This window comes from Gilliamella sp. CG25 (assembly GCF_046635705.1).
Lineage (GTDB): Bacteria > Pseudomonadota > Gammaproteobacteria > Enterobacterales > Orbaceae > Gilliamella > Gilliamella apicola_I.
In genome coordinates this window covers 62,164-82,838 of sequence record NZ_JBIDFJ010000003.1, presented here as the reverse complement: position 1 = coordinate 82,838, position 20,675 = coordinate 62,164, and the positions used below count along the sequence as shown (strand labels likewise).

At 37.1% G+C, this 20,675-nt stretch carries 16 protein-coding genes; 14 read left to right on the top strand and 2 right to left on the bottom strand.

What is annotated here, in order from left to right; all coding sequences use genetic code 11:
- Positions 1–48 precede the first annotated feature (48 nt).
- From tyrS to adk, 10 genes are all read left to right on the top strand, one after another.
- A complete protein-coding gene (gene tyrS / locus ACGH6P_RS03255) occupies positions 49–1,320 on the top strand; it encodes a tyrosine--tRNA ligase (protein ID WP_411596729.1) in 1,272 nt (423 codons plus the stop codon).
- 3 nt (positions 1,321–1,323) lie between these two features.
- Complete coding sequence (gene pdxY / locus ACGH6P_RS03250) at positions 1,324–2,190, top strand: pyridoxal kinase PdxY (RefSeq protein WP_065558623.1); 867 nt, start codon at positions 1,324–1,326, stop codon at positions 2,188–2,190.
- Positions 2,191–2,257: 67 nt separating this feature from the next.
- On the top strand, positions 2,258–2,701 hold the full coding sequence (locus ACGH6P_RS03245) for a helix-turn-helix domain-containing protein (protein ID WP_065558624.1): 444 nt from the start codon (positions 2,258–2,260) through the stop codon (positions 2,699–2,701).
- A gap of 86 nt (positions 2,702–2,787) precedes the next feature.
- Positions 2,788–3,897 (top strand): flavodoxin-dependent (E)-4-hydroxy-3-methylbut-2-enyl-diphosphate synthase, encoded by a 1,110-nt coding sequence (ispG, locus tag ACGH6P_RS03240; protein WP_267350370.1) that lies wholly within the window; start codon positions 2,788–2,790, stop codon positions 3,895–3,897.
- Positions 3,898–3,921: 24 nt separating this feature from the next.
- On the top strand, positions 3,922–5,199 hold the full coding sequence (gene hisS, locus ACGH6P_RS03235; protein ID WP_411596728.1) for a histidine--tRNA ligase: 1,278 nt from the start codon (positions 3,922–3,924) through the stop codon (positions 5,197–5,199).
- Positions 5,200–5,223: 24 nt separating this feature from the next.
- Positions 5,224–5,946, top strand: a complete 723-nt coding sequence (locus tag ACGH6P_RS03230) for a YfgM family protein (protein ID WP_411596727.1) — start codon at positions 5,224–5,226, stop codon at positions 5,944–5,946.
- A gap of 26 nt (positions 5,947–5,972) precedes the next feature.
- Positions 5,973–7,154: an outer membrane protein assembly factor BamB gene (bamB, locus tag ACGH6P_RS03225; RefSeq protein ID WP_267379753.1), complete on the top strand. Its 1,182-nt coding sequence runs from the start codon at positions 5,973–5,975 to the stop codon at positions 7,152–7,154.
- 9 nt (positions 7,155–7,163) lie between these two features.
- A complete protein-coding gene (der, locus tag ACGH6P_RS03220) occupies positions 7,164–8,633 on the top strand; it encodes a ribosome biogenesis GTPase Der (RefSeq protein ID WP_294826117.1) in 1,470 nt (489 codons plus the stop codon).
- 3 nt (positions 8,634–8,636) lie between these two features.
- Positions 8,637–8,888 (top strand): zinc-ribbon domain-containing protein, encoded by a 252-nt coding sequence (locus ACGH6P_RS03215; protein WP_267358849.1) that lies wholly within the window; start codon positions 8,637–8,639, stop codon positions 8,886–8,888.
- 37 nt (positions 8,889–8,925) lie between these two features.
- A complete protein-coding gene (adk, locus tag ACGH6P_RS03210) occupies positions 8,926–9,570 on the top strand; it encodes an adenylate kinase (protein WP_267350381.1) in 645 nt (214 codons plus the stop codon).
- A 57-nt stretch (positions 9,571–9,627) separates the two neighbouring features.
- Here the strand turns inward: adk and ACGH6P_RS03205 are convergent, their stop codons facing one another.
- Positions 9,628–10,905 (bottom strand): bifunctional O-acetylhomoserine aminocarboxypropyltransferase/cysteine synthase, encoded by a 1,278-nt coding sequence (locus tag ACGH6P_RS03205; protein WP_411596726.1) that lies wholly within the window; start codon positions 10,903–10,905, stop codon positions 9,628–9,630.
- A gap of 63 nt (positions 10,906–10,968) precedes the next feature.
- Positions 10,969–11,238: a DUF493 family protein YbeD gene (ybeD, locus tag ACGH6P_RS03200; protein ID WP_065558632.1), complete on the bottom strand. Its 270-nt coding sequence runs from the start codon at positions 11,236–11,238 to the stop codon at positions 10,969–10,971.
- 198 nt (positions 11,239–11,436) lie between these two features.
- Between ybeD and gss the strand changes: the two genes are divergently transcribed.
- The 4 genes from gss to ACGH6P_RS03180 all read left to right on the top strand — a co-directional run bounded on the left by gss (position 11,437) and on the right by ACGH6P_RS03180 (position 20,653).
- On the top strand, positions 11,437–13,311 hold the full coding sequence (gss, locus tag ACGH6P_RS03195) for a bifunctional glutathionylspermidine amidase/synthase (RefSeq protein WP_411596725.1): 1,875 nt from the start codon (positions 11,437–11,439) through the stop codon (positions 13,309–13,311).
- A 150-nt stretch (positions 13,312–13,461) separates the two neighbouring features.
- Entirely contained in the window at positions 13,462–14,934 is a 1,473-nt protein-coding gene (locus tag ACGH6P_RS03190; RefSeq protein ID WP_411596724.1) for an SrfA family protein, read from the top strand.
- An 8-nt stretch (positions 14,935–14,942) separates the two neighbouring features.
- Complete coding sequence (locus ACGH6P_RS03185; RefSeq protein ID WP_411596723.1) at positions 14,943–17,969, top strand: virulence factor SrfB; 3,027 nt, start codon at positions 14,943–14,945, stop codon at positions 17,967–17,969.
- Entirely contained in the window at positions 17,966–20,653 is a 2,688-nt protein-coding gene (locus tag ACGH6P_RS03180; RefSeq protein ID WP_411596722.1) for a putative virulence factor, read from the top strand. The genes ACGH6P_RS03185 and ACGH6P_RS03180 overlap by 4 nt, the downstream gene beginning before the upstream one ends.
- The last annotated feature ends 22 nt before the right edge of the window (positions 20,654–20,675 follow it).

Genomic DNA, 20,675 nt, shown 5'->3' with positions numbered 1-20,675 from the left:
ATCCAAAGTCAAATTTCAACGTAATAAAATTTTTATAGGTAAAATAACATGACAAAAAATGTGATCAAACAACTGCAAGAGCGAGGATTGATTGCTCAACTGACAGATGAAAAAGCACTCATGGAACTAATTGAACAAAATCCCATAGTGCTTTATTGTGGTTTTGATCCCACGGCTGATAGTTTGCATCTAGGTCATTTGGTACCATTACTTTGTTTAAAACGCTTTCAGTTAGCCGGTCATAAACCGATTGCGCTTGTTGGCGGCGCAACAGGTTTAATTGGTGACCCGAGTTTTAAAGCCGTTGAACGTAAATTAAATACTCAAGAGACTGTTGTTGAGTGGAGCGAAAAAATTAAACAACAAGTTTCCCCATTCTTAGATTTTAATTGTGGTGCAAATGCAGCGATTGTCGCTAATAACTATGATTGGTTTGGTGGCATGAATGTATTAACTTTTTTACGTGACATTGGTAAATATTTTTCAGTTAACGCCATGATTAACAAAGAATCAGTCAAACAACGTATTGATCGTGATGAAGCTGGGATTTCATTTACTGAGTTTTCTTACAGTTTATTACAATCTTATGATTTTGCTTGTTTAAATAAAGATCATAATGTGGTGTTACAAATTGGGGGATCAGATCAATGGGGTAATATTACTGCCGGTATTGATTTAACTCGTCGATTACATCAAAAACAAGTTTATGGTTTAACGGTTCCTTTAATTACCAAATCTGACGGTACAAAATTTGGTAAAACGGAAAGCGGTGCGGTTTGGCTTGACCCTAAAAAGACCAGTCCATATAAATTCTATCAATTTTGGATTAATACCGCTGATGCTGATGTTTATCGTTTCTTAAAATTCTTTACTTTCATGTCATTAAATGAAATTGATGCACTTGAAGAAGAAGATAAAAATAGCGGTGTGGCACCAAGAGCACAATATGTTCTTGCTGAAGAGGTCACACGCTTAGTCCATGGTGAAGAAGGCTTAATGGCAGCCAAACGGATCACTGAAAGTTTATTCTCAGGAAAATTAGCCGATCTATCTCAAGCCGATTTTGAACAATTGGCGCAAGACGGTATGCCAACGATTACGGTTGAGGGCGATATTGATTTGCAACAAGCGATCGTTAATGCACAGTTTGCACCGTCAAGAGGCCAAGCCAGAACAATGATTGAATCTAATGCGATTTCAGTTAATGGTGAACGTAACGCGACAACAGATTATCATTTTTCACAAGAAGATAAGCTTTTTGGACGTTATACATTACTTCGTCGAGGTAAGAAATATTACTGCTTACTAATTTGGAGTTAATTTATGAAAAATATACTATCTATTCAGTCACATGTTGTATTTGGTCATGCAGGTAATAGTGCTGCTGTATTCCCTATGCGTCGTGTGGGAGTAAATGTATGGCCTTTAAATACTGTGCAATTTTCAAATCATACGCAATATCGTCAATGGACAGGCACGGTAATGCCAGCATCGCATTTAACTGATATCGCCGATGGCATTAATGCCATAGGTGAACTTAAACGATGTGACGCAGTATTAAGTGGTTATATGGGATCCCCTGAACAAGGTAGTGCCATAACCGAAATAGTAAAAAAAGTAAAAGCTGTAAATCCTAATGCAATTTATCTTTGTGATCCTGTTATGGGGCATCCTGAAAAAGGTTGTTTTGTTGCGCCTGGCGTATCTGAATTTTTGTGTAATACTGCATTACCGATAGCAGATATGATGGCGCCTAATATTTTGGAGCTAGAAGAGTTAAATGGAAAACAGCCAATTAATAACGTTGAAGAAGCGGTATTTGCATGTAAAGCACTTTGTAAAAAAGGGCCTAAAGCGATTTTAGTTAAACATTTAAGTCGTGCGGGATATCGTAAAGATCGTTTTGAAATGTTACTCGTCACAGAACATGAAGCATGGCACATTGAGCGCCCTTTAGTTGACTTTGGCGTGAGACAGCCTGTTGGTGTAGGCGATATGACGAGTGGATTGTTTTTAGCGAATATTTTGCTTGGTAAATCGCTGGTTGAGGCGTTAGAACATACCACTTCTGCGGTTTATGCTGTTATGCTTGAAACCTTGAAACTCAATGAATATGAGCTTCAATTAGTTGCCGCTCAAGATGAAATAGCAAAACCTTCACAATGGTTTAATGCGAAAAGAATTGATTAATTTTAAAAATATGTAAAAATGGATCCAATTTAATTTATTTTTAATTCTTAACAAAAATGAGGGGATGATGGAAGACAATATTTCTTTGGGTAAGATGCTTTCCAATTTACGTAATAATATGGGATTAACTCAAGAAGATATTGCCAATAAGATCCATGTTCGAAAGGCAGTGGTCGAAGAAATTGAAAACGATCAGCGAGTTCATGCCCCTCTTGTCTTTGTTAAAGGTTATATTCGTTCTTATGCTGAAATTGTTGGTTTATCTGAGGACGAGTATCAACCTTATCTAGAAAAAATGTCAAAGCAAAATGCATCCGAAACAAAAATAAAGCAACTCATTCCTGCCCTTGAACCTAGAAAAAGAGGAAAGCGGATTTTATTTTTTAGCTTATTTGTAGTGGTTTGTATAGTTGGTGTAACTATTTATTATTTTAATAAAGAAAGTAAAAATAATTATGTAGAAGTGAGTCATTACATTTCGCCATCATCATCGAATCACGTTAACAGTTAGCAAATTTTCTTACTCGTATACAGACATTTGATGCAAATCTTGTTAAGATCACAAGCTAGTTATTTTGTTATATCATTAGGCGTGTTATGAGTCATCAGGATTCACCGATAATCAGACGAGAATCTACCCGAATTTATGTCGGCAGTGTACCTATTGGTGGTGGTGCGCCCATTGCCGTTCAATCCATGACGAATACCCGTACGACGGATGTTGAAAAAACTGTTGCTCAGATTCAAGCACTTGAGCGAGTAGGTGTCGACATTGTTCGTGTGTCGATTCCAACAATGGATGCGGCAGAAGCGTTTAAATTGATTAAACAACAAGCGAAAGTGCCACTTATTGCAGATATTCACTTTGATTATCGTATTGCTTTGAAAGTGGCGGAATATGGTGTGGATTGTTTAAGAATTAATCCGGGAAATATCGGTAATGAATCAAGAATTCGAGCAGTTGTTGATTGTGCTAAAGATAAAAATATTCCAATAAGAATTGGGGTTAATTCCGGATCACTTGAAAAAGATATTCAAGAAAAATATGGCGAACCTACGCCACAAGCAATCGTAGAATCAGCGATGCGTCATGTTGACATTTTGGATAGGCTCAATTTCGACCAATTTAAAGTGAGTGTGAAAGCGTCAGATGTATTTACAGCGGTGGATGCCTATCGACTTTTAGCTAAACAGATAAAACAACCCCTACATTTGGGGATCACTGAAGCTGGTGGCGTTCGCAGTGGTGCAATTAAGTCGGCAATAGGTTTAGGTTTGTTATTATCTGAAGGTATTGGTGATACATTGCGTGTCTCTTTAGCTGCTGATCCTACTGAAGAAGTTAAAGTCGGTTTTGATATATTAAAATCATTGAGAATTCGATCTCGTGGTATCAACTTTATTGCTTGTCCGACCTGTTCAAGACAAGAGTTTGATGTCATTAATACAGTCAATACGTTAGAACAACGTTTAGAAGATATCATTACACCAATGGATGTATCGATTATTGGTTGTGTTGTTAATGGGCCAGGTGAAGCTTTGGCTTCAACGATGGGTGTTGCTGGCGGTCATAATAAAAGTGGCTTTTATGAAGATGGTGTACGTATTGGTCGTATTGATAACGAACAGATGATCGATGAACTGGAAGCAAAAATTCGAGCTAAAGCATCAATACTAAAAAACAGAATTGCAGCAACTGAACTATAATTTTATTAGATAGCGAATACATAAATGACAGAGAAAAAAATCCAATCTATACGGGGAATGAATGACTTACTCCCAACAGATAGTGCCAGTTGGCAACAAATTGAAAAAATTGTTAAAGGTGTTCTAAATAGCTATGGCTATAATGAGATAAGAACCCCCATTGTTGAAGATACTGCGCTATTTAAAAGAGCCGTCGGTGAAGTGACGGATATTGTCGAAAAAGAGATGTATACTTTTAATGACCGTAATGATGAAAGTATCACTTTACGTCCCGAAATTACTGCGGGTTGTGTTCGTGCGGGCATTGAGCATGGGCTTTTTTATAATCAAGAACAACGTCTATGGTATTTAGGACCTGCATTTCGTTACGAAAAACCGCAAAAAGGTCGCTATCGCCAATTTCATCAATTTGGGGTTGAAGTTTTTGGGCTTGAAGGACCTAATATTGATGCTGAACTAATTTTATTAACCGCAAGATTCTGGAAAGCACTGGGTATACAGGATCACACTTCGTTAGAATTAAATTCAATTGGCTCACTTGAAGCTAGAGCGAACTATCGTCAAGCACTCGTTGATTTTCTTGAACAACATAAAGATAAATTGGATGAAGACTGCTTACGTAGAATGTATACTAATCCATTACGTGTACTCGATTCGAAAAATCCAGTCGTACAAGAATTACTTAATCAAGCGCCAAAACTATTTGATTATTTGGATGCGGAATCGAAAGAACATTTTGAAGGGCTGTGTCGTTTACTGGATAAAGCAGGAATAAAATACAATATTAATCAAAGATTAGTAAGAGGATTAGACTATTACAATCGTACAGTATTTGAATGGGTAACAAGTAGCTTAGGTGCTCAAGGTACTGTTTGTGGTGGGGGGCGTTATGATGGATTAGTGAGCCAGTTAGGTGGTCAATCAACGCCAGCTGTTGGTTTTGCTATGGGACTTGAACGATTAGTTTTACTTGTTCAAGCTGTCAATCCTTCATTAAATCGAGATAATTCGATTGATATTTATATGATCTCCTCGGGAGATGAAAACACGATTTCAGTAGCACAATGTGTTGCTGAATTATTACGTGACGGTTTACCTGATAAACGAATTGTGACTAATTATGGAACGTCTAATTTTAAGAAACAATTTGCCAAAGCAGATAAATTAGGTGCTAAAATAGCGGTTATTGTTGGTGAAAACGAGTTAGTGAACCAAACGGTAACTATCAAAAATTTACAAACAGGTGAACAAACTGAAGTCGCGCAAAGCGATATTGTTCAAACTTGTTTGGCAATGATATAAATCTAAAGGAAATAGGAGATAAGCGTGAGTTATCAATCGTCAAGTGAAGAACAAATGTGGGCTTTAAAAGAGTTTCTTGCGAAAACGTGGAAAATTATTGTTGCCGTTATTGTCATCGGATTATTGGCTTATTATGGTTGGAATTACTATCAATCAAATCAAGTTAAAAAATTGGAAAAAATGTCAGATCGTTATGAGCAACTTGTAAAACAGTTAGATCAGACAAAACCGGAATCCGTAAATGATTTAGTTGCTTTTGCAAAAGAGGGGGATAGCGTTTATAACGTTTTTGCTGATCTTTTTGCGGCTAAATTTTATATCGAAGTAACAAAAGATTATGCAGGTGCTCAAGCATTATTGACTGATGCTTTATCTAAAACAAAAGCGGAACCGGTAAAATCCGTTATTAATATTCGTATTGCACGTGTGCAGTATCAACAAAACCAATACCAAGAAAGTTTAGCAACGTTAGATAAAGTTAACAATGAAGCTTGGGAACCAGTGATTAACGAAATACGGGGCGATATATTAACCAAAATGTCTCGTTATGCTGAGGCGATAGATGCTTATAAAATTGCGCTAAAATCAGCGGCAATGATAAGTTCAGAGCCAAATATTAAAATTAAACTAAATCAAGCTGAATATTTACAAGCTAAACAAACAGTTGAACAAGATAAACAAACTGCTGAAGAAAAAGCAGAGCAAGAGGATCAGTCAAAGACTGAAACGGAAGAAAATAAAAATTAATTTATCCTGCTATAAGGGTCTATACAATGAAGTTATCTAAATGTTTTTTAACCAGTGTTTTTATGTTTTCACTTGCTGGATGCTCGATATTTGGAGGAGAAGAAGAAGTTATTCAAGTTTCACCTTCGCCTATAGTCAGTAACCAATTTACTATTCACCAATTATGGCGTAACAGTACTGCAGGAAATACTCGTATTTATTCATTATTAGGTCCTGCTAGTTATGATAATGTTATTTATGCAGCGAGCCGAAGTGGAGAGGTAAAAGCAGTTGATTTAACGACGGGTAATACATTGTGGAATGTCGATTTATCTAAAAGTACACTTTTCAGTAGTAAAACAGCGCTCTTTTCTGGTGGTGTAAGTGCCGATGAAAATTATGTTTATGTTGGCAGTGAACGTGCTGTTGTTTATGCTTTAGATCGTCAAAACGGAAAAGTCGTCTGGGAAAAATCAGTTAAAGGAGAAGTCCTTGCTCGCCCGGTATCGTCTGATGATAAATTAGTGGTTCATACCGCTAATGGTATATTACAAGGGCTTAATCGTGAAACTGGTGACGAACTTTGGGAAGTGACTTTTGAAGTTCCGGCATTATCATTAAGAGGTAACTCAACACCAGTCATTGCCCATGGTGCAGCTATCTTTGGTGATGATAATGGTCGAGTAAATGCTTACTACATTAATGATGGTCAACTAATTTGGCAACAACGTATTTCACAACCGACTGGTTCAACAGAAATTGCAAAATTAAATGATGTTGATTCAACCCCTGTAGTTGAAGGAAATACTGTCTATTCTGTTGGATTTAATGGTTATGTTGCTGCATTGGATTTAAGTAATGGTGAAGTCATATGGCGTAAAAAAATAGGTTCAACACACAGTTTTGCGGTTGATAAAAATCGATTATACGTAGTAGATCAAGATGATAATATTCAATCATTATCAAAAACGGAAGGTGGCGTACTTTGGACGCAATCAAGTTTTACACACCGCCAATTGACTGATCCAGTCATTTATCAAGATTATGTCGTATTTGGTGATTTTGAAGGTTACCTGTATTGGTTAAATGCTGAAACAGGTGAACTTGTAAATAAAATAGAAGTAAGTAGTAGCGGAATAATCGCTAAACCATTGGTGGTTGACAATAAACTGATTGTTCAAGTCAAAAATGGTGATATTTACGCTTTCACAAAAAATTTAAGTAATTAGAGAATAAACATGGTACCTGTTGTAGCACTAGTTGGTCGTCCAAATGTTGGAAAATCAACTTTATTTAATCGGTTAACAAGAACACGTGATGCGTTAGTCGCAGATTTTCCTGGATTAACCCGTGATCGTAAGTATGGACGAGCTGAAATCAAGGGCCATGAATACATAGTAATTGATACGGGTGGTATTGATGGCACCGAAGAAGGGGTTGAAAGCTTTATGGCTGACCAATCCTTACAAGCTATCGAAGAAGCCGATATTGTTCTGTTTTTAGTCGATGCAAGAGCGGGTGCTATGCCGGCAGATCATGCGATAGCTAAACACTTGCGTTCTCGTCAAAAGGCTACTTTTTTAGTTGCCAATAAGATTGATGGTATTGATGCTGATACGGCTATCTCAGATTTTTACTCATTAGGTTTAGGCGATATCCACCCCATAGCGGCAAGTCATGGACGTGGTGTCAGTTCTTTGATTGAAACGGCGTTGGAACCTATTTTCCAATTTAAAGATCACGATGAAGATGACTTTAATGAAGACCAATTGCCACCAGATTTATCAGAATCTTATGACGATGTTGACGAAGATGATGTTGAATCACTGATTAATCAACCGATTAAAGTGGCTATTGTCGGGCGTCCAAATGTAGGTAAGTCAACACTAACTAACCGAATTTTAGGTGAAGAACGGGTTGTGGTTTATGATATGCCAGGTACAACTCGAGATAGTATCTATATACCAATGACTCGTGACGAACGAGAATATGTTTTAATTGATACTGCAGGGGTGCGTAAACGTGGTAAGGTAACGCAAACTGTCGAAAAGTTTTCAGTGATTAAAACATTACAAGCGATTGAAGATGCAAATGTTGTCATATTGGTGATTGATGCCAGAGAAGGTATCTCAGATCAGGATTTATCATTACTCGGCTTTATCATCAATAGTGGGCGTTCACTTGTTATTGCTGTCAATAAATGGGATGGGTTATCACAAGACATCAAAGAGCAAGTTAAAGCAACACTAGATGACCGACTTGATTTTATTGATTTTGCCCGTTTGCATTTTATTTCGGCTTTACATGGTAGTGGTGTGGGTAATTTATTCGATTCAATTCAAGAAGCTTATGAATGTGCAACCCGTCGGGTAAATACTGCATTATTAACCAAAATTATGCAAATGGCACAAGACGATCACCAACCACCTCTCGTTCGTGGACGTCGAGTAAAACTCAAATATGCCCATGCTGGAGGCTACAATCCACCTATTGTGGTTGTTCACGGAAATCAAGTTGAAGATCTTCCCGATTCTTATAAACGATATTTAATGAACTATTTTAGACGCTCATTAAAAATTATGGGAACGCCGATTCGAATTCAATTTAAAGAAGGGGCGAATCCTTTTGAAGGTCGAAAAAATAGTTTAACGGCATCACAACAACGTAAACGACGTCGATTGATGAAACACGTTAGAGGTCGTAAATAGTTTATGTCAAAAAAAAATATAGCAGGGCAAAGTCAAGAAGGCTTGTGCCCTAAATGTCATCATAAAATGGATGTTATGTCTGCCCAGCATTACGTTTGTGCTCACTGCAAACAACATTTTATCGAACACTATATTTGCCCCACTTGTCATCAACCTGCTCAAATGATCAAAGGCTGTGGTGCCATAAATTATATTTGTCAAACTGATGGATTAATTTCCAGCAGTAAAGTGATATTTCAATATTTACCAGAATAGAAAATCTATCTATATAAAAACCATAAGAGGTTATTTCATGCGTATTATTTTATTAGGTGCACCAGGTGCGGGAAAAGGAACTCAAGCACAATTCATTATGAAAAAATATGGTATTCCTCAAATTTCAACCGGCGATATGTTACGTGCAGCAGTGAAAGCAGGTACGCCACTTGGTCAACAGGCTAAAGAATTAATGGATGCCGGTAAACTTGTTACTGATGAACTTGTGATTGCATTAGTGAAAGAACGTATTGCACAAGATGATTGTGCAAATGGGTTTTTATTAGACGGATTCCCTCGAACTGTACCCCAAGCTGATGCTATGAAATCAGCAGGTATTAATGTTGACTATATACTTGAATTTGATGTGCCTGATTCTGTTATCATTGATCGAATGAGTGGACGCCGAATTCATGCGCCATCGGGACGAGTTTATCATGTCCGTCATAATCCACCAAAAGTAGAAAATGTTGACGATATTACGGGTGAACCTTTAACAACTCGCAAAGATGATGATGAAGAGATAGTCCGTAAACGCCTTGTTGAATATCATCAATTAACTAAACCTTTAATTGATTACTATCAACATGAAGCGAAAGAAGGTCGTGCAAAATACTACCGCATTGATGGTACCCAATCTGTATCTGATGTGACAAACGAACTTGTTAAAATCTTAGATTAATTAATCGATTGTTAAAAAAGCCAGTTATACATTTGTTATCTGGCTTTTTGAATTTGATTATAGTGTCGCTTTTAATGCCTGTGCTAAATCAGAAATAATATCATCAATATGTTCTATCCCAATAGACAAACGAATCATTTCTTGGCTTACTCCTGCCTTTTTCAGTTCTTCATTATTAAGTTGCCTATGCGTAGTTGATGCAGGGTGACAAGCTAATGAGCGTGTATCGCCTATATTGACCAGACGAATAATTAATTTTAGTGCATCAATAAATTTAGCACCTGCAGATTTTCCACCTTTAATACCAAACGATAAAATGCCAGCAGGTAAATGATTATCCATCTGTTTTACCGCTAAATCATGTTCAGGATGATTGCTAAGACCAGCATAGTTAACCCATTCAACTTGTGGGTGTGAGATTAGATATTTTGCAACGTTGAGTGCATTTTGACAGTGGCGTTCCATGCGCAAAGAAAGGGTTTCAAGCCCTTGTAGTATCAAAAAAGTATTAAATGGCGATAGTGCAGCGCCCATATTGCGTAAAGGGATTACTCGACAACGTGCAATGTAAGCCGCATCACCAAAGGTATCCGTATAAGAGACACCATGATAAGATGGGTCTGGTTGATTAAGCATTGGATATCTATCCGCATATTTTTTCCACGGAAACCGCCCTGAATCAACGATGATTCCTCCAAGACTATTACCATGCCCACCAATATATTTAGTTAATGAATGCACGACAATATCAGCACCAAATTCAAATGGTCGGCAAAGTGCAGGACTGGCAACGGTATTGTCGACGATTAACGGAATACCATGCCGATGTGCGATGTCGGCAAGTTGGCTTAAATCAACAATATTACCTGCAGGATTGCCAATACTTTCGCAATATATGGCCTTGGTTTTGTCATCAATTTGCTGTTCAATAGCCACTAAATCATTATGAGGTGCAAATTTGGTTGTAATACCAAAATTAGGTAAGGTATGGGCAAATAAATTATAAGTGCCGCCATATAATTGCGAAACAGAAACAATATTTTCGCCAGCAAAGGTAATTGCTTGAATAGCATAAGTGATAGCCGCCATGCCCGATGCAACAGCTAAAGCACCAATACCACCTTCAAGCGCAGCGACTCGAGCTTCGAGTACGGCGTTAGTTGGGTTGGTAATACGGGTATAAATATTGCCAGCGACTTTTAAATCAAATAAATCTGCGCCATGCTGTGTATCATCAAAAGCATAAGAGGTTGTTTGATAAATGGGAACAGCAACAGCATGAGTAGTGGGTTCAGGGGTATAACCTGTGTGAAGTGCAATGGTTTCTGGTTTCATGATTGAGCCTCGTCGGAATAACAAGGCTCTATTTTGTACAAAAATTGATGAAAAAGTAAAGTGTTATAAAACCATTCTTACAATATCTATTTCACCTAATTCTTTATATAAATTTTCAATCTGATCAATGTGTGTTGCATTAATAGTAATCGACACAGAATGATAATTCCCTTTACTGCTAGGTTTGATTGACGGACTGTAATCACCCGGTGCGTGACGTTGGATAACGGACACGACTTTATCAACTAGTTCTGGTTTAGCTTCTCCCATGACTTTATAAGTAAAAGAACAAGGAAAATCTAATAATTCTTTTAAATTTGTTTTCTGTTGCATAATTTTATGTTTCTCACGTAATCGGTATGTTTGGGGTATTACTACCAGGAATAACAGTCATATATAGGCGCTTTGATGTTCTTCAAGTGATCAAGCATAAACTTCGCTTCTTAAAGTATTCAAATTGATCTATGATAGATTAATTTTATCACAGCTTAGTTAGCATTATCCTATAAATTATAAAAAAGGTTGAAAAATATGTTAGCACACTCCGATGATAGAGAACCTTTTGGTACATTGTTAGGTTATGCCCCAGGTGGCGTTGCCATTTACTCTTCTGATTATGAAACATTAGACCCAACTCAATACCCTGATGATGCCTCTTTTCGAAGTTATTCCGGGCATGAATATATGGGATATAAATGGCAATGCGTTGAATTTGCAAGGCGTTTTTTATTTCTTAATTACGGTATTGTGTTTACTGATGTCGGCATGGCTCATGAAATTTTTTCACTTCGTGTCTTAAGACAAGTCATCAATGAAGCGATATTGCCTTTACAAGCTTTTGCTAATGGTGGTAAGAAAAAACCCGAAGCTGGCGCATTACTTATTTGGGATGATGGTGGTGTTTTCGATAGAACGGGTCATGTTGCTATTATTACCGAAGTCTTTGAAGATAAAGTTCGGATAGCTGAACAAAATGTTATTCATACCCGATTACCAATTGGTCAACATTGGACTCGTGAATTAAGGATGACGGTCACCGACAGTGGTTATTTGTTACATGATACGTTTGACGATACCACCATATTAGGTTGGATGATTCAAACCGAAAATACACAATATAGTCTACCACAACCAACCGTACCGGCGCCTTTACTGGCTATTCATAGTCAACATATTGAAAATCAAGGTCAATTTGATATTAACTGGCTTAATGAGCAAGATAGTTTAGAAAATGCTTATATCCAAGCGGCAGGGCATGCAATTAGTCATGATGATCACTACCGATATTTCACTATTTCTGAAAGTGCCGAGCAAGAACTTATTCGAGCGACCAATGAGTTACATCTTATGTATTTACATGCAACCGATAGAGTACTAAAAGATGATAACTTGCTGATGAATTTTAATATCCCCGAAATTTTATGGCCACGTTTGCGACTGTCATGGCAACAACGACGTTATCAAATGATAACCGGTCGGCTAGACTTTTGCATGGATGAACGAGGCTTTAAAGTTTATGAATATAATGCTGATTCGGCATCGTGTCATACTGAAGCTGGACAGATACTACAAAATTGGGCAATACAAGCTGGGCTAAATGTTGGCGTAAACCCTAGTGCTGGGTTGCTTAACGCATTAGCGAGTTGTTGGAAGCATAGCGATGCACAAGCTTTTATCCATATTATGCAAGATAATGATAATGAGGAAAATTATCATGCTTTATTTATGCAAAAAGCCCTAACACAAGCAGGATTTAAGAGCAAAATTTTACGAGGTTTGAGTGGCTTAAAATGGGATAAACGCGGTCGATTAGTTGATGATGAAGATCGTCAAGTAACCTGTGTCTGGAAAACATGGGCATGGGAAACCGTATTAGAACAACTTCGTCAAGAAAGTGAAGCCCAAATAGCCGGATTACCAATCCGGACTTGGCATCCAGAAAATGCGGTAAGGTTGATAGACGTTCTTTTACGTCCCGAAGTCACTGTATTTGAACCTTTATGGACAGTTATTCCAAGCAATAAAGCGATTTTACCGGTGCTGTGGTCTCTATTTCCTAATCATCGTTATTTATTAGAGTCTACATTTGAACTTAATACAAGTTTAGAGAAAAAGGGGTATGCCGTTAAGCCGATTGCAGGGCGTCGGGGGAGTGATATTCAATTAGTCAGCAGCAAAGAAACCATTTTGGGGAAAACAGTCGGTAAATTTGCTAAACAAGAAAACATCTATCAAGAATTGTGGTGTTTACCGAAAGTCGATGATCGTTATTTGCAAATCTGTACTTTCACTGTCGGCGGACATTATGGGGGAACGTGTTTACGTTCTGATCCATCCTTAGTCATTCGGGGAGATAGTGATATGCAACCATTACGAGTATTGACTGATGATATGTTTTTAAAATGACGATTATGGTAAGGTAATTTTGCAGTATGTAAAAAATAAAGTAAAAAAATCTTAACTTATCCTATAGATACCAATTACAACAGCTGGATTTTTCTGTTAGAATTAAAAGATTACAAAAATATCATATGATAATGGAATGGAAAGGTCAGTATGGCAAATACACTACTTAGAACTGGTGATATTAAAGATTTTAAAATGCTTGGGCATGACGGTAAAGCTGCTTACTTAGTGGCAACCCAAATTCGTGAAATGTTCAGAGTAAAAATAGGTAAACAATATGCCGACTATTTAGCCATTCCACAACGTAATGATCAAGGAAATAGGGTTGATTGGTATATACCTTTTGATTCGGTTCAATATGATATTGTGCCTTGGTCATCTGCCAGCGAATCAGAACAACAATCAGCGCTTCAATTGTTGGCAGCATTTGAACAAAAGGTAGTTGAGCTAGGCAAACAATTAGCTAATAATCCAAACCTTGAAGGCGATCAATTGCTATTTAGCCGCCTAATTTATGATCCTAATCACCGTGAGGACAGCCAAGAACCAAATCTTATGGCGATTCGGTTTCCAAGCAATGAATATATTTATATCGTTAATGGCAAGCCTGTTATTACTTTTTGGGGATTTATTAATCCACAAACTCAACTAACCCAATCACCTTTCAAATGTTTAGAACAATCAGAAAGCACAGCACCTTATGTTACTGAACAAATTGACCCCCCGATAACGTCTAAACGTCCTTGGTGGAAACGTTGGTGGATGTGGTTATTAATGCTGTTGCCACTATTATTGTTATTATTACTACTGTTTTTATTACGAGGGTGCTTTTATCACCCTGAATCATCAATTACACCGCCATTGTCAGTCGATAATGCGGTGAATGTACCGGTTGAGACTGATCGGGACAAAAAACCAGAAGATAAAAAAGGTGAGGATCCTATTCGTGATGTGAATGTTATCCATAGATCGGTGGGTACTAACATAAATCATGATTCGGTGTTAAATACTGACAATCGTAATGACGTAATTGGTACAACTGTTACAGAAGGTAACATTGATGTGACTGATACGCTCAACACGCCTACCACATTACCTGTCGATAGTCATGGTGCAGGTGATGATAATCCGCCAATTCATGACATAACGCCTGATAATGCAGGTACGACTTCTGATGTTGATAACACTAATCAGAATGAAAACCAGAATCAAAACACAGCAGCTATGGATACCAATAACGCTACACAATCCCAAAATTTAAGTGTACCACTAGATGCAATTAAGCAAGGTTCTATGGATTTTCTTAATGGACAATGGACAGTAGGTGGTGGAATCCAAGATAAATCAACGGGTAAACCATTACGTTTAAACTACAGTTTTGATCAAGGAAATGGTGAAGTTACGGTAATACGTAGTGATGGTGTGAAATGTGTCGGTAAAGTTGGTAGTGGTTTTCAAAACTCAAATTTAAGTATAAAGAGTAATACTGAAGCGCTTTGTAGCGATAATACAAAATATCAATTACCGAAAATAGAGTGCTCAACAAACAGTAACAATCAAACTGATTGTAAGGGAAATTATAATAATGGTACATCGTTCCCGTTAACGATGAAAAAACAATAGGGTAGTATATGCTTCCAGAATTACGCAATTATGGTCAAGAAGTGACTCTTATCATGAACAGTGGTATTCAGTTTCTTGATTTTGCACTTAAAATAGATTGGAAAGACAGCCAATGGCGCAATAAAGCGAATGGGTGCTTTATTGATCCGTCCGAAAGTGGTGCATTGATTCGATTACTAGAAGATGTCGAAAATGGTCAATTTTTTAGTCCTGACAACCCCACTTTTGCGGTTACCCCCACACAAGAAATTAGTGTCGATCAATCCCTAAAATTGTATGACGGTGTTTGGTTACCGATTCCTGTTTTACGGTCGATTCCTCCAGAACGATTTGATAAAGGTCCTCATAACTGGAGCAGAGTAAGAATTGTCAGTATTCCTCAGGGTGAAGATCCCGATGGTAATACGCATCGTATAACATTTGCGTTTGACACTAAAATCTTTGCTAATTTGGATGATGTTGCTTATCTTGCTCCAACTGAAAATGACGTAATGACAGGTGCGATTTTTAGTCTGGCGCACCGCTCTGATCATGTGTCATGGTTTTTAGAACTCAAATGGATTTCCAGTTGGTTAATCGATCTGTTTGAAGAATTAGCGCAGCAACCTGAACGCTTAAAGATGCATAAGGATGATATCCAGCAAGAAATGAATAATAAGGCTTATTATGGGCACTATCTTAATATCATTAATTTGCTCGGTGAAACATTAAATCTACCAACCATTAAAATTGTTTCTAACAATAAAAATGATATTGTGAAATCGATTCCTGTCGATATGATTTTAGATGTGGGTAATTCACGAACTTGTGGCATTTTGATTGAAGATCATGTTCAAGATAAAGACAGCCTTAATCATCGCTATGAATTGGAGATACGCGATCTAACCAGACCTGAATATATCTATAACGAACCATTTGAAAGTCGAGTTGAATTTGCACAAACCTTTTTTGGTAAAGAACACTTTTCGCTACAGAGTGGTCGACGAGATACCTTCCGTTGGCCTAGTATTGTTCGTGTCGGTAAAGAAGCAAGCCGCTTAGCTAGTCGCCGTGAAGGCAACGAAGGTGCAACCGGGCTTTCAAGTCCGAAACGTTATTTATGGGATCAAGATAAGTACGAACAAGGTTGGCGTTTTAACTCTTATTATGTAAAAAGCGATCATGAACCTTTTGCAACGGCAGAGCCTTTTTCAAATTTAATTAATGAATATGGTGAAGCTCTACATATTCTTAATAGCAATATTCAAGAAGAATATGATCGTAAAATACCGGTATTCCACCCTAAATATTCACGTAGTTCGCTCATGACGTTTATGTTATGCGAAGTATTGATGCATGCTTTGATGCAGATTAATAGCGTTGCGCAACGTAATAAACTTGAACATGCTAAAACGCCACGTAATTTACGTTCAATTATCTTAACGATTCCGCCCGCTATGCCAAAACCCGAGCAAGCGATATTTAAAAGTTGTGTGTATCAAGCTATTGGACTTGTTTGGAAAAGTTTAGGTTGGGATAATTCGGATGATAATATTGATTTTACTCATCCGGAAGAACTTAAACATATTTGGCCAAACATACCGGAAGTTTATATTCAATGGGATGAAGCAACCTGTGGTCAAGTTGTTTATCTTTTCAATGAAACACAAAATAATTTTAACGGACGTAGTGAAGAATTTATTGCTTCAATTGTTCGACCTGACAAAACCAATAAGCAAAAAGTTACCATTGCGACGGTGGATATCGGTGGGGGTACAACCGATTTAGTCATCAACGATTACCATTTAGATTATGGTGCAAACGGGCAACAAAACAGTAGTAATGCCTATATTGTTCCAAGTCAGCGTTTTCGTGATGGTTTTAAAGTAGCGGGTGATGATATTTTACTTGATATTATTCAAGATATTGTTTTAACCTCGTTAACCAACGGCTTAAAGCAGGCAGGACTTGCTGATCCAAGCCCAATCTTGTCAACGATTATTGGTTCACAACAACTTTCTATTCAAGATGCGGTTTTACGTCAACAACTGACATTACAACTGTTTACGCCGATAGGTTTGCGGATCTTGAAAGAGTATGAACTTTACGATCCTTTACATAGTGAACAGCAGGTATTTAGCGCAAGTTTTAAAGAATTATTAGAGCATCATGCTATGACTGATAGTGTGCTGAATTTTATTAATGAGCCAATCAAGCGCGCATTAAATAATCCTGACTTTTCAGTGCTTAATTTGAATATTGAGATTAATCTCAAACGAATTCATTACCTGTTTATACGTGGTGATTATTACAATATTTGTAAAACGTTTGACGCATTGTCCGAAATCATCAGTTGTTATCAATGTGATGTGCTGTTATTAACTGGACGCCCTTCACGCTTACCGGGTATTCAAAGTTATTTTCGATCTCGTTTATCTATCCCTGCAGGGCGAATCTTGCCACTCCATGGTTATTATACGGGCGGATGGTATCCATTCCATAAACAAGAACGCATTGATGATCCTAAAACCACCGCTGCTGTAGGCGCTATGCTTTGCTTCTTAAGTAAGAATTTAAGGCTACCTAACTTCTATTTTAGATCAACAAATATGGATCTTTATTCAACAGTCAAATACATTGGATTGTTGGATAATTTAAACATGATTAAAAATGAAAATGTCTATTACCGAGATATAAATTTAGATGATCCTGATTATGATTTTCCTGATCTGTCTTTTGAAATACGAGGTACAACAAGGCTAGGTTTTAAACAACTTGAAGTTGATCGCTGGCCGGCTTCTCCGATCTATATTTTGACCATTGAAAACGGCGATGTTGCTCGGCGTTTAAGTGCTCAAGGCGTGGTACTTGAAGTGACCTTAGGTATTAAAAATAGGCAAAAAATGGTCGAGAATTTTTATATTAAAGACATAAAAGCATCTGATGGACGAGCTTGCAATAAAAACCAAGATGTTAAACTGAGTTTAAATACAATGGTTAACTCCGGTTTAATCAGTACCCAATATTGGCTTGATAGTGGAATGATAAAACGATGAATAACATAAATGAACAACTGCCTAAATCTTGGGAACACGTTTACCATGCATCAGCAGAAGCAATTGAATGGGTTAATCAAACACGTCATTCATCCAAACGTTTAAATAGTGAAGCAGATAATTTAATTCTTGATTTACGCCGTTTGCGTAATAGCGCTAAACGATTAGGTGAGGTCTCTACCAAATCGGTTGCGGTCGGTTTTTTTGGACTTTCTCAAGCAGGAAAATCATACCTGATTTCGGCACTTGCCGCAGGAGATAATGGCAAACTTGAAACGGTTGTCGATAACCAAATTTTAGATTTTATCGATCATGTCAATCCGGTAGGAAGTGGTAAAGAAGCGACAGGTTTAGTCACGCGTTTTAGTCGAACCGCTAAGGGTGGAATTGCCAACTATCCGTTAGAGTTAAAATTGTTTAGAGAGATAGAAATTGTCAAAATATTAATTAATGCTTTTTTTAAAGATTTTGACCAGCAAAAAGTCTCTAATAAAATTGAATTTTCACAATTAAATCAGTTAATCCAACGGTTGGAAAATAAAAAACAAACCAGTTATGTCGGCGGTATATCGGAAGATGATATCGTTGAACTTTACGATTATTTGTCTGAAAATTTCGGCAACGCTTTAGAAGGATTAAAAGGGGGATATTGGGAAAAAGCAGTACATTTACTTCCTTATCTATCTGTTTCTGAACGAGGCGAGCTGTTTGCGGTATTATGGGGTGGAATTGCAGAGCTAACAACAATCTATATTCAGCTTGCTAATACGTTATCTCGTTTACATCATGCTGAAACTGTGTATGCGCCGTTAACTGTTTTGATTAAAGAGCAAAATGGTACTAAATCGCAAATTGACAGTATTATGAATGTAGACATCTTAGAGCGATTAAACACCGATAAAGATTCATCGGTTACGATAACGCCTATTAACGGTAAACCAACGGATTTATCTTTGGCGCAACTGGCTTTTTTAACAGCGGAATTAATTTTTCCATTAGTGAACAAAACGCGAGTTTCAACATTTGAAAAAGTTGATTTGCTTGATTTTCCGGGATATCGAGGACGCTTGAATTTAATCTCGATTTCAGATGTTAAAGAAGGTAATCCCATTTCTCAACTATTATTACGGGGTAAAGTTGCCTACTTATTTGAAAAGTATACCGATAGCCAAGAGATGAATGTATTAGTGGTTTGTACACCTTCTGATAAGCAATCTGATGTGAATGATGTTGGGCCGGTGCTTGAACGGTGGATCGGTAAAACACAAGGTGAAACACCTGAAAAGCGAGCAACCAAAGAAGTTGGCTTGTTGTGGGCGATTACCATGTTTGATAAACGGATATGTACATCGTTGACCTTGTCGGAAGATAATCTTAAAAATAGTTGGGGTAAAGGTGGATTATTACAACAAACTATTTTAGAACGTTTTGGAAGTTATGATTGGCTAATGAATTGGTCAAATAATCAGAAATTCAACAATGTTTATTTGGTTCGTAAACCTGGTTTTGATGTACCGTTTTTAAATGTCGATCCTTCTTCACGCCAAGAACTGTCTCATAATGAGAATTATCAGACTAAAATGGACGTATTAAAAAAGACTTTTATCGACAATGTTGATGTTCAAGAATATGTATCTCAACCAAAAGAAGCGTGGGATGCCATGCTTAAACTTAACGATGGCGGTATAGGTCGAATTAGTCAATATTTAGAAAAAGTAGCGATTACTGAAGTAAAACAACAACGTATTGTTGAGCAATTAAATGAAAAAATTGATTACATCACAAATATGCGTTTTGATACGTGGTACCAAGCTGGTAGTGATGAAGAACTTGGTAAGAAAAAACACGTTATCGCAGATGTGGTGAAAGAGTTGCAGGGTAAAGCATTGTTATTAGGTGAATTACTCAAAACTTTAGAATTGCCGGATCAAACAATTCGAGCTTTGTATCATTCCAACCATGTAGAAAACCAGATAGCTAAAGATAATGATGATAATTTAGTCGGCAATTTATCCAATGATTTTGGCTTTAATACTGAATTTGACCTTTTTTCGGACATGAATAGCAATTTAACCAGTAAGCCAGCAGTGACTTTGCCGACTGAATCTAAATTTGCTAAGAGTGTTTTTACAACTTGGTTAGAGCACTTAAGAAATATCGTGCTGGATCAGCATATTTTACAGTTTTTTGGTTTAAGCCAAAAATCATTATCTTTTATTGTTGAAGAGCTTATTACAGGAGCCAATCGTTTGAAGATTGAACAAAATTTAACCGAAAAAATCTTAAATAACGAAAATACTGGCAGTAAACGTGATGATCTTGAATCAAGACAGATAAGTACAATTCATACTCAATTATCTGATTATATTGCGTGGTTAGGTTTTATTGAAGGTCAGGTGGATAACATTCCAATGAGTCGTGTTAATCATGGCAAGCGTATATTTGCATCACCGTTAAATGAGTTTGTTATGCAATCATCTCACCAGTTGCCAAAATTGGATAATAATACTAAAAATTATTCTCAATTTGCGATATTTGATTGGTTTATAGCTTTTGCTACGCTTGCACAAGAAAATGTCGGACATCATGCCGGACGGGAAATAAGTCAGGAACAAAATAGTCGTCTGGGTGAGATTTTGGCATGTTTTAAACAATCACAAATTAAATTGGATGATTTCTTGTAAATTAATGCAATAACAAAGTGAA

Coding starts and splice junctions, on each gene's coding strand:
- gss (WP_411596725.1), top strand. CDS start 11,437: ATGTTAGCACACTCCGATGATAGAGAACCTTTTGGTACATTGTTAGGT.
- ACGH6P_RS03190 (WP_411596724.1), top strand. CDS start 13,462: ATGGCAAATACACTACTTAGAACTGGTGATATTAAAGATTTTAAAATG.
- ACGH6P_RS03205 (WP_411596726.1), bottom strand. CDS start 10,905: ATGAAACCAGAAACCATTGCACTTCACACAGGTTATACCCCTGAACCC.
- ACGH6P_RS03215 (WP_267358849.1), top strand. CDS start 8,637: ATGTCAAAAAAAAATATAGCAGGGCAAAGTCAAGAAGGCTTGTGCCCT.
- der (WP_294826117.1), top strand. CDS start 7,164: ATGGTACCTGTTGTAGCACTAGTTGGTCGTCCAAATGTTGGAAAATCA.
- ACGH6P_RS03185 (WP_411596723.1), top strand. CDS start 14,943: ATGCTTCCAGAATTACGCAATTATGGTCAAGAAGTGACTCTTATCATG.
- tyrS (WP_411596729.1), top strand. CDS start 49: ATGACAAAAAATGTGATCAAACAACTGCAAGAGCGAGGATTGATTGCT.
- adk (WP_267350381.1), top strand. CDS start 8,926: ATGCGTATTATTTTATTAGGTGCACCAGGTGCGGGAAAAGGAACTCAA.
- ybeD (WP_065558632.1), bottom strand. CDS start 11,238: ATGCAACAGAAAACAAATTTAAAAGAATTATTAGATTTTCCTTGTTCT.
- ACGH6P_RS03245 (WP_065558624.1), top strand. CDS start 2,258: ATGGAAGACAATATTTCTTTGGGTAAGATGCTTTCCAATTTACGTAAT.
- pdxY (WP_065558623.1), top strand. CDS start 1,324: ATGAAAAATATACTATCTATTCAGTCACATGTTGTATTTGGTCATGCA.
- ACGH6P_RS03180 (WP_411596722.1), top strand. CDS start 17,966: ATGAATAACATAAATGAACAACTGCCTAAATCTTGGGAACACGTTTAC.
- hisS (WP_411596728.1), top strand. CDS start 3,922: ATGACAGAGAAAAAAATCCAATCTATACGGGGAATGAATGACTTACTC.
- ispG (WP_267350370.1), top strand. CDS start 2,788: ATGAGTCATCAGGATTCACCGATAATCAGACGAGAATCTACCCGAATT.
- bamB (WP_267379753.1), top strand. CDS start 5,973: ATGAAGTTATCTAAATGTTTTTTAACCAGTGTTTTTATGTTTTCACTT.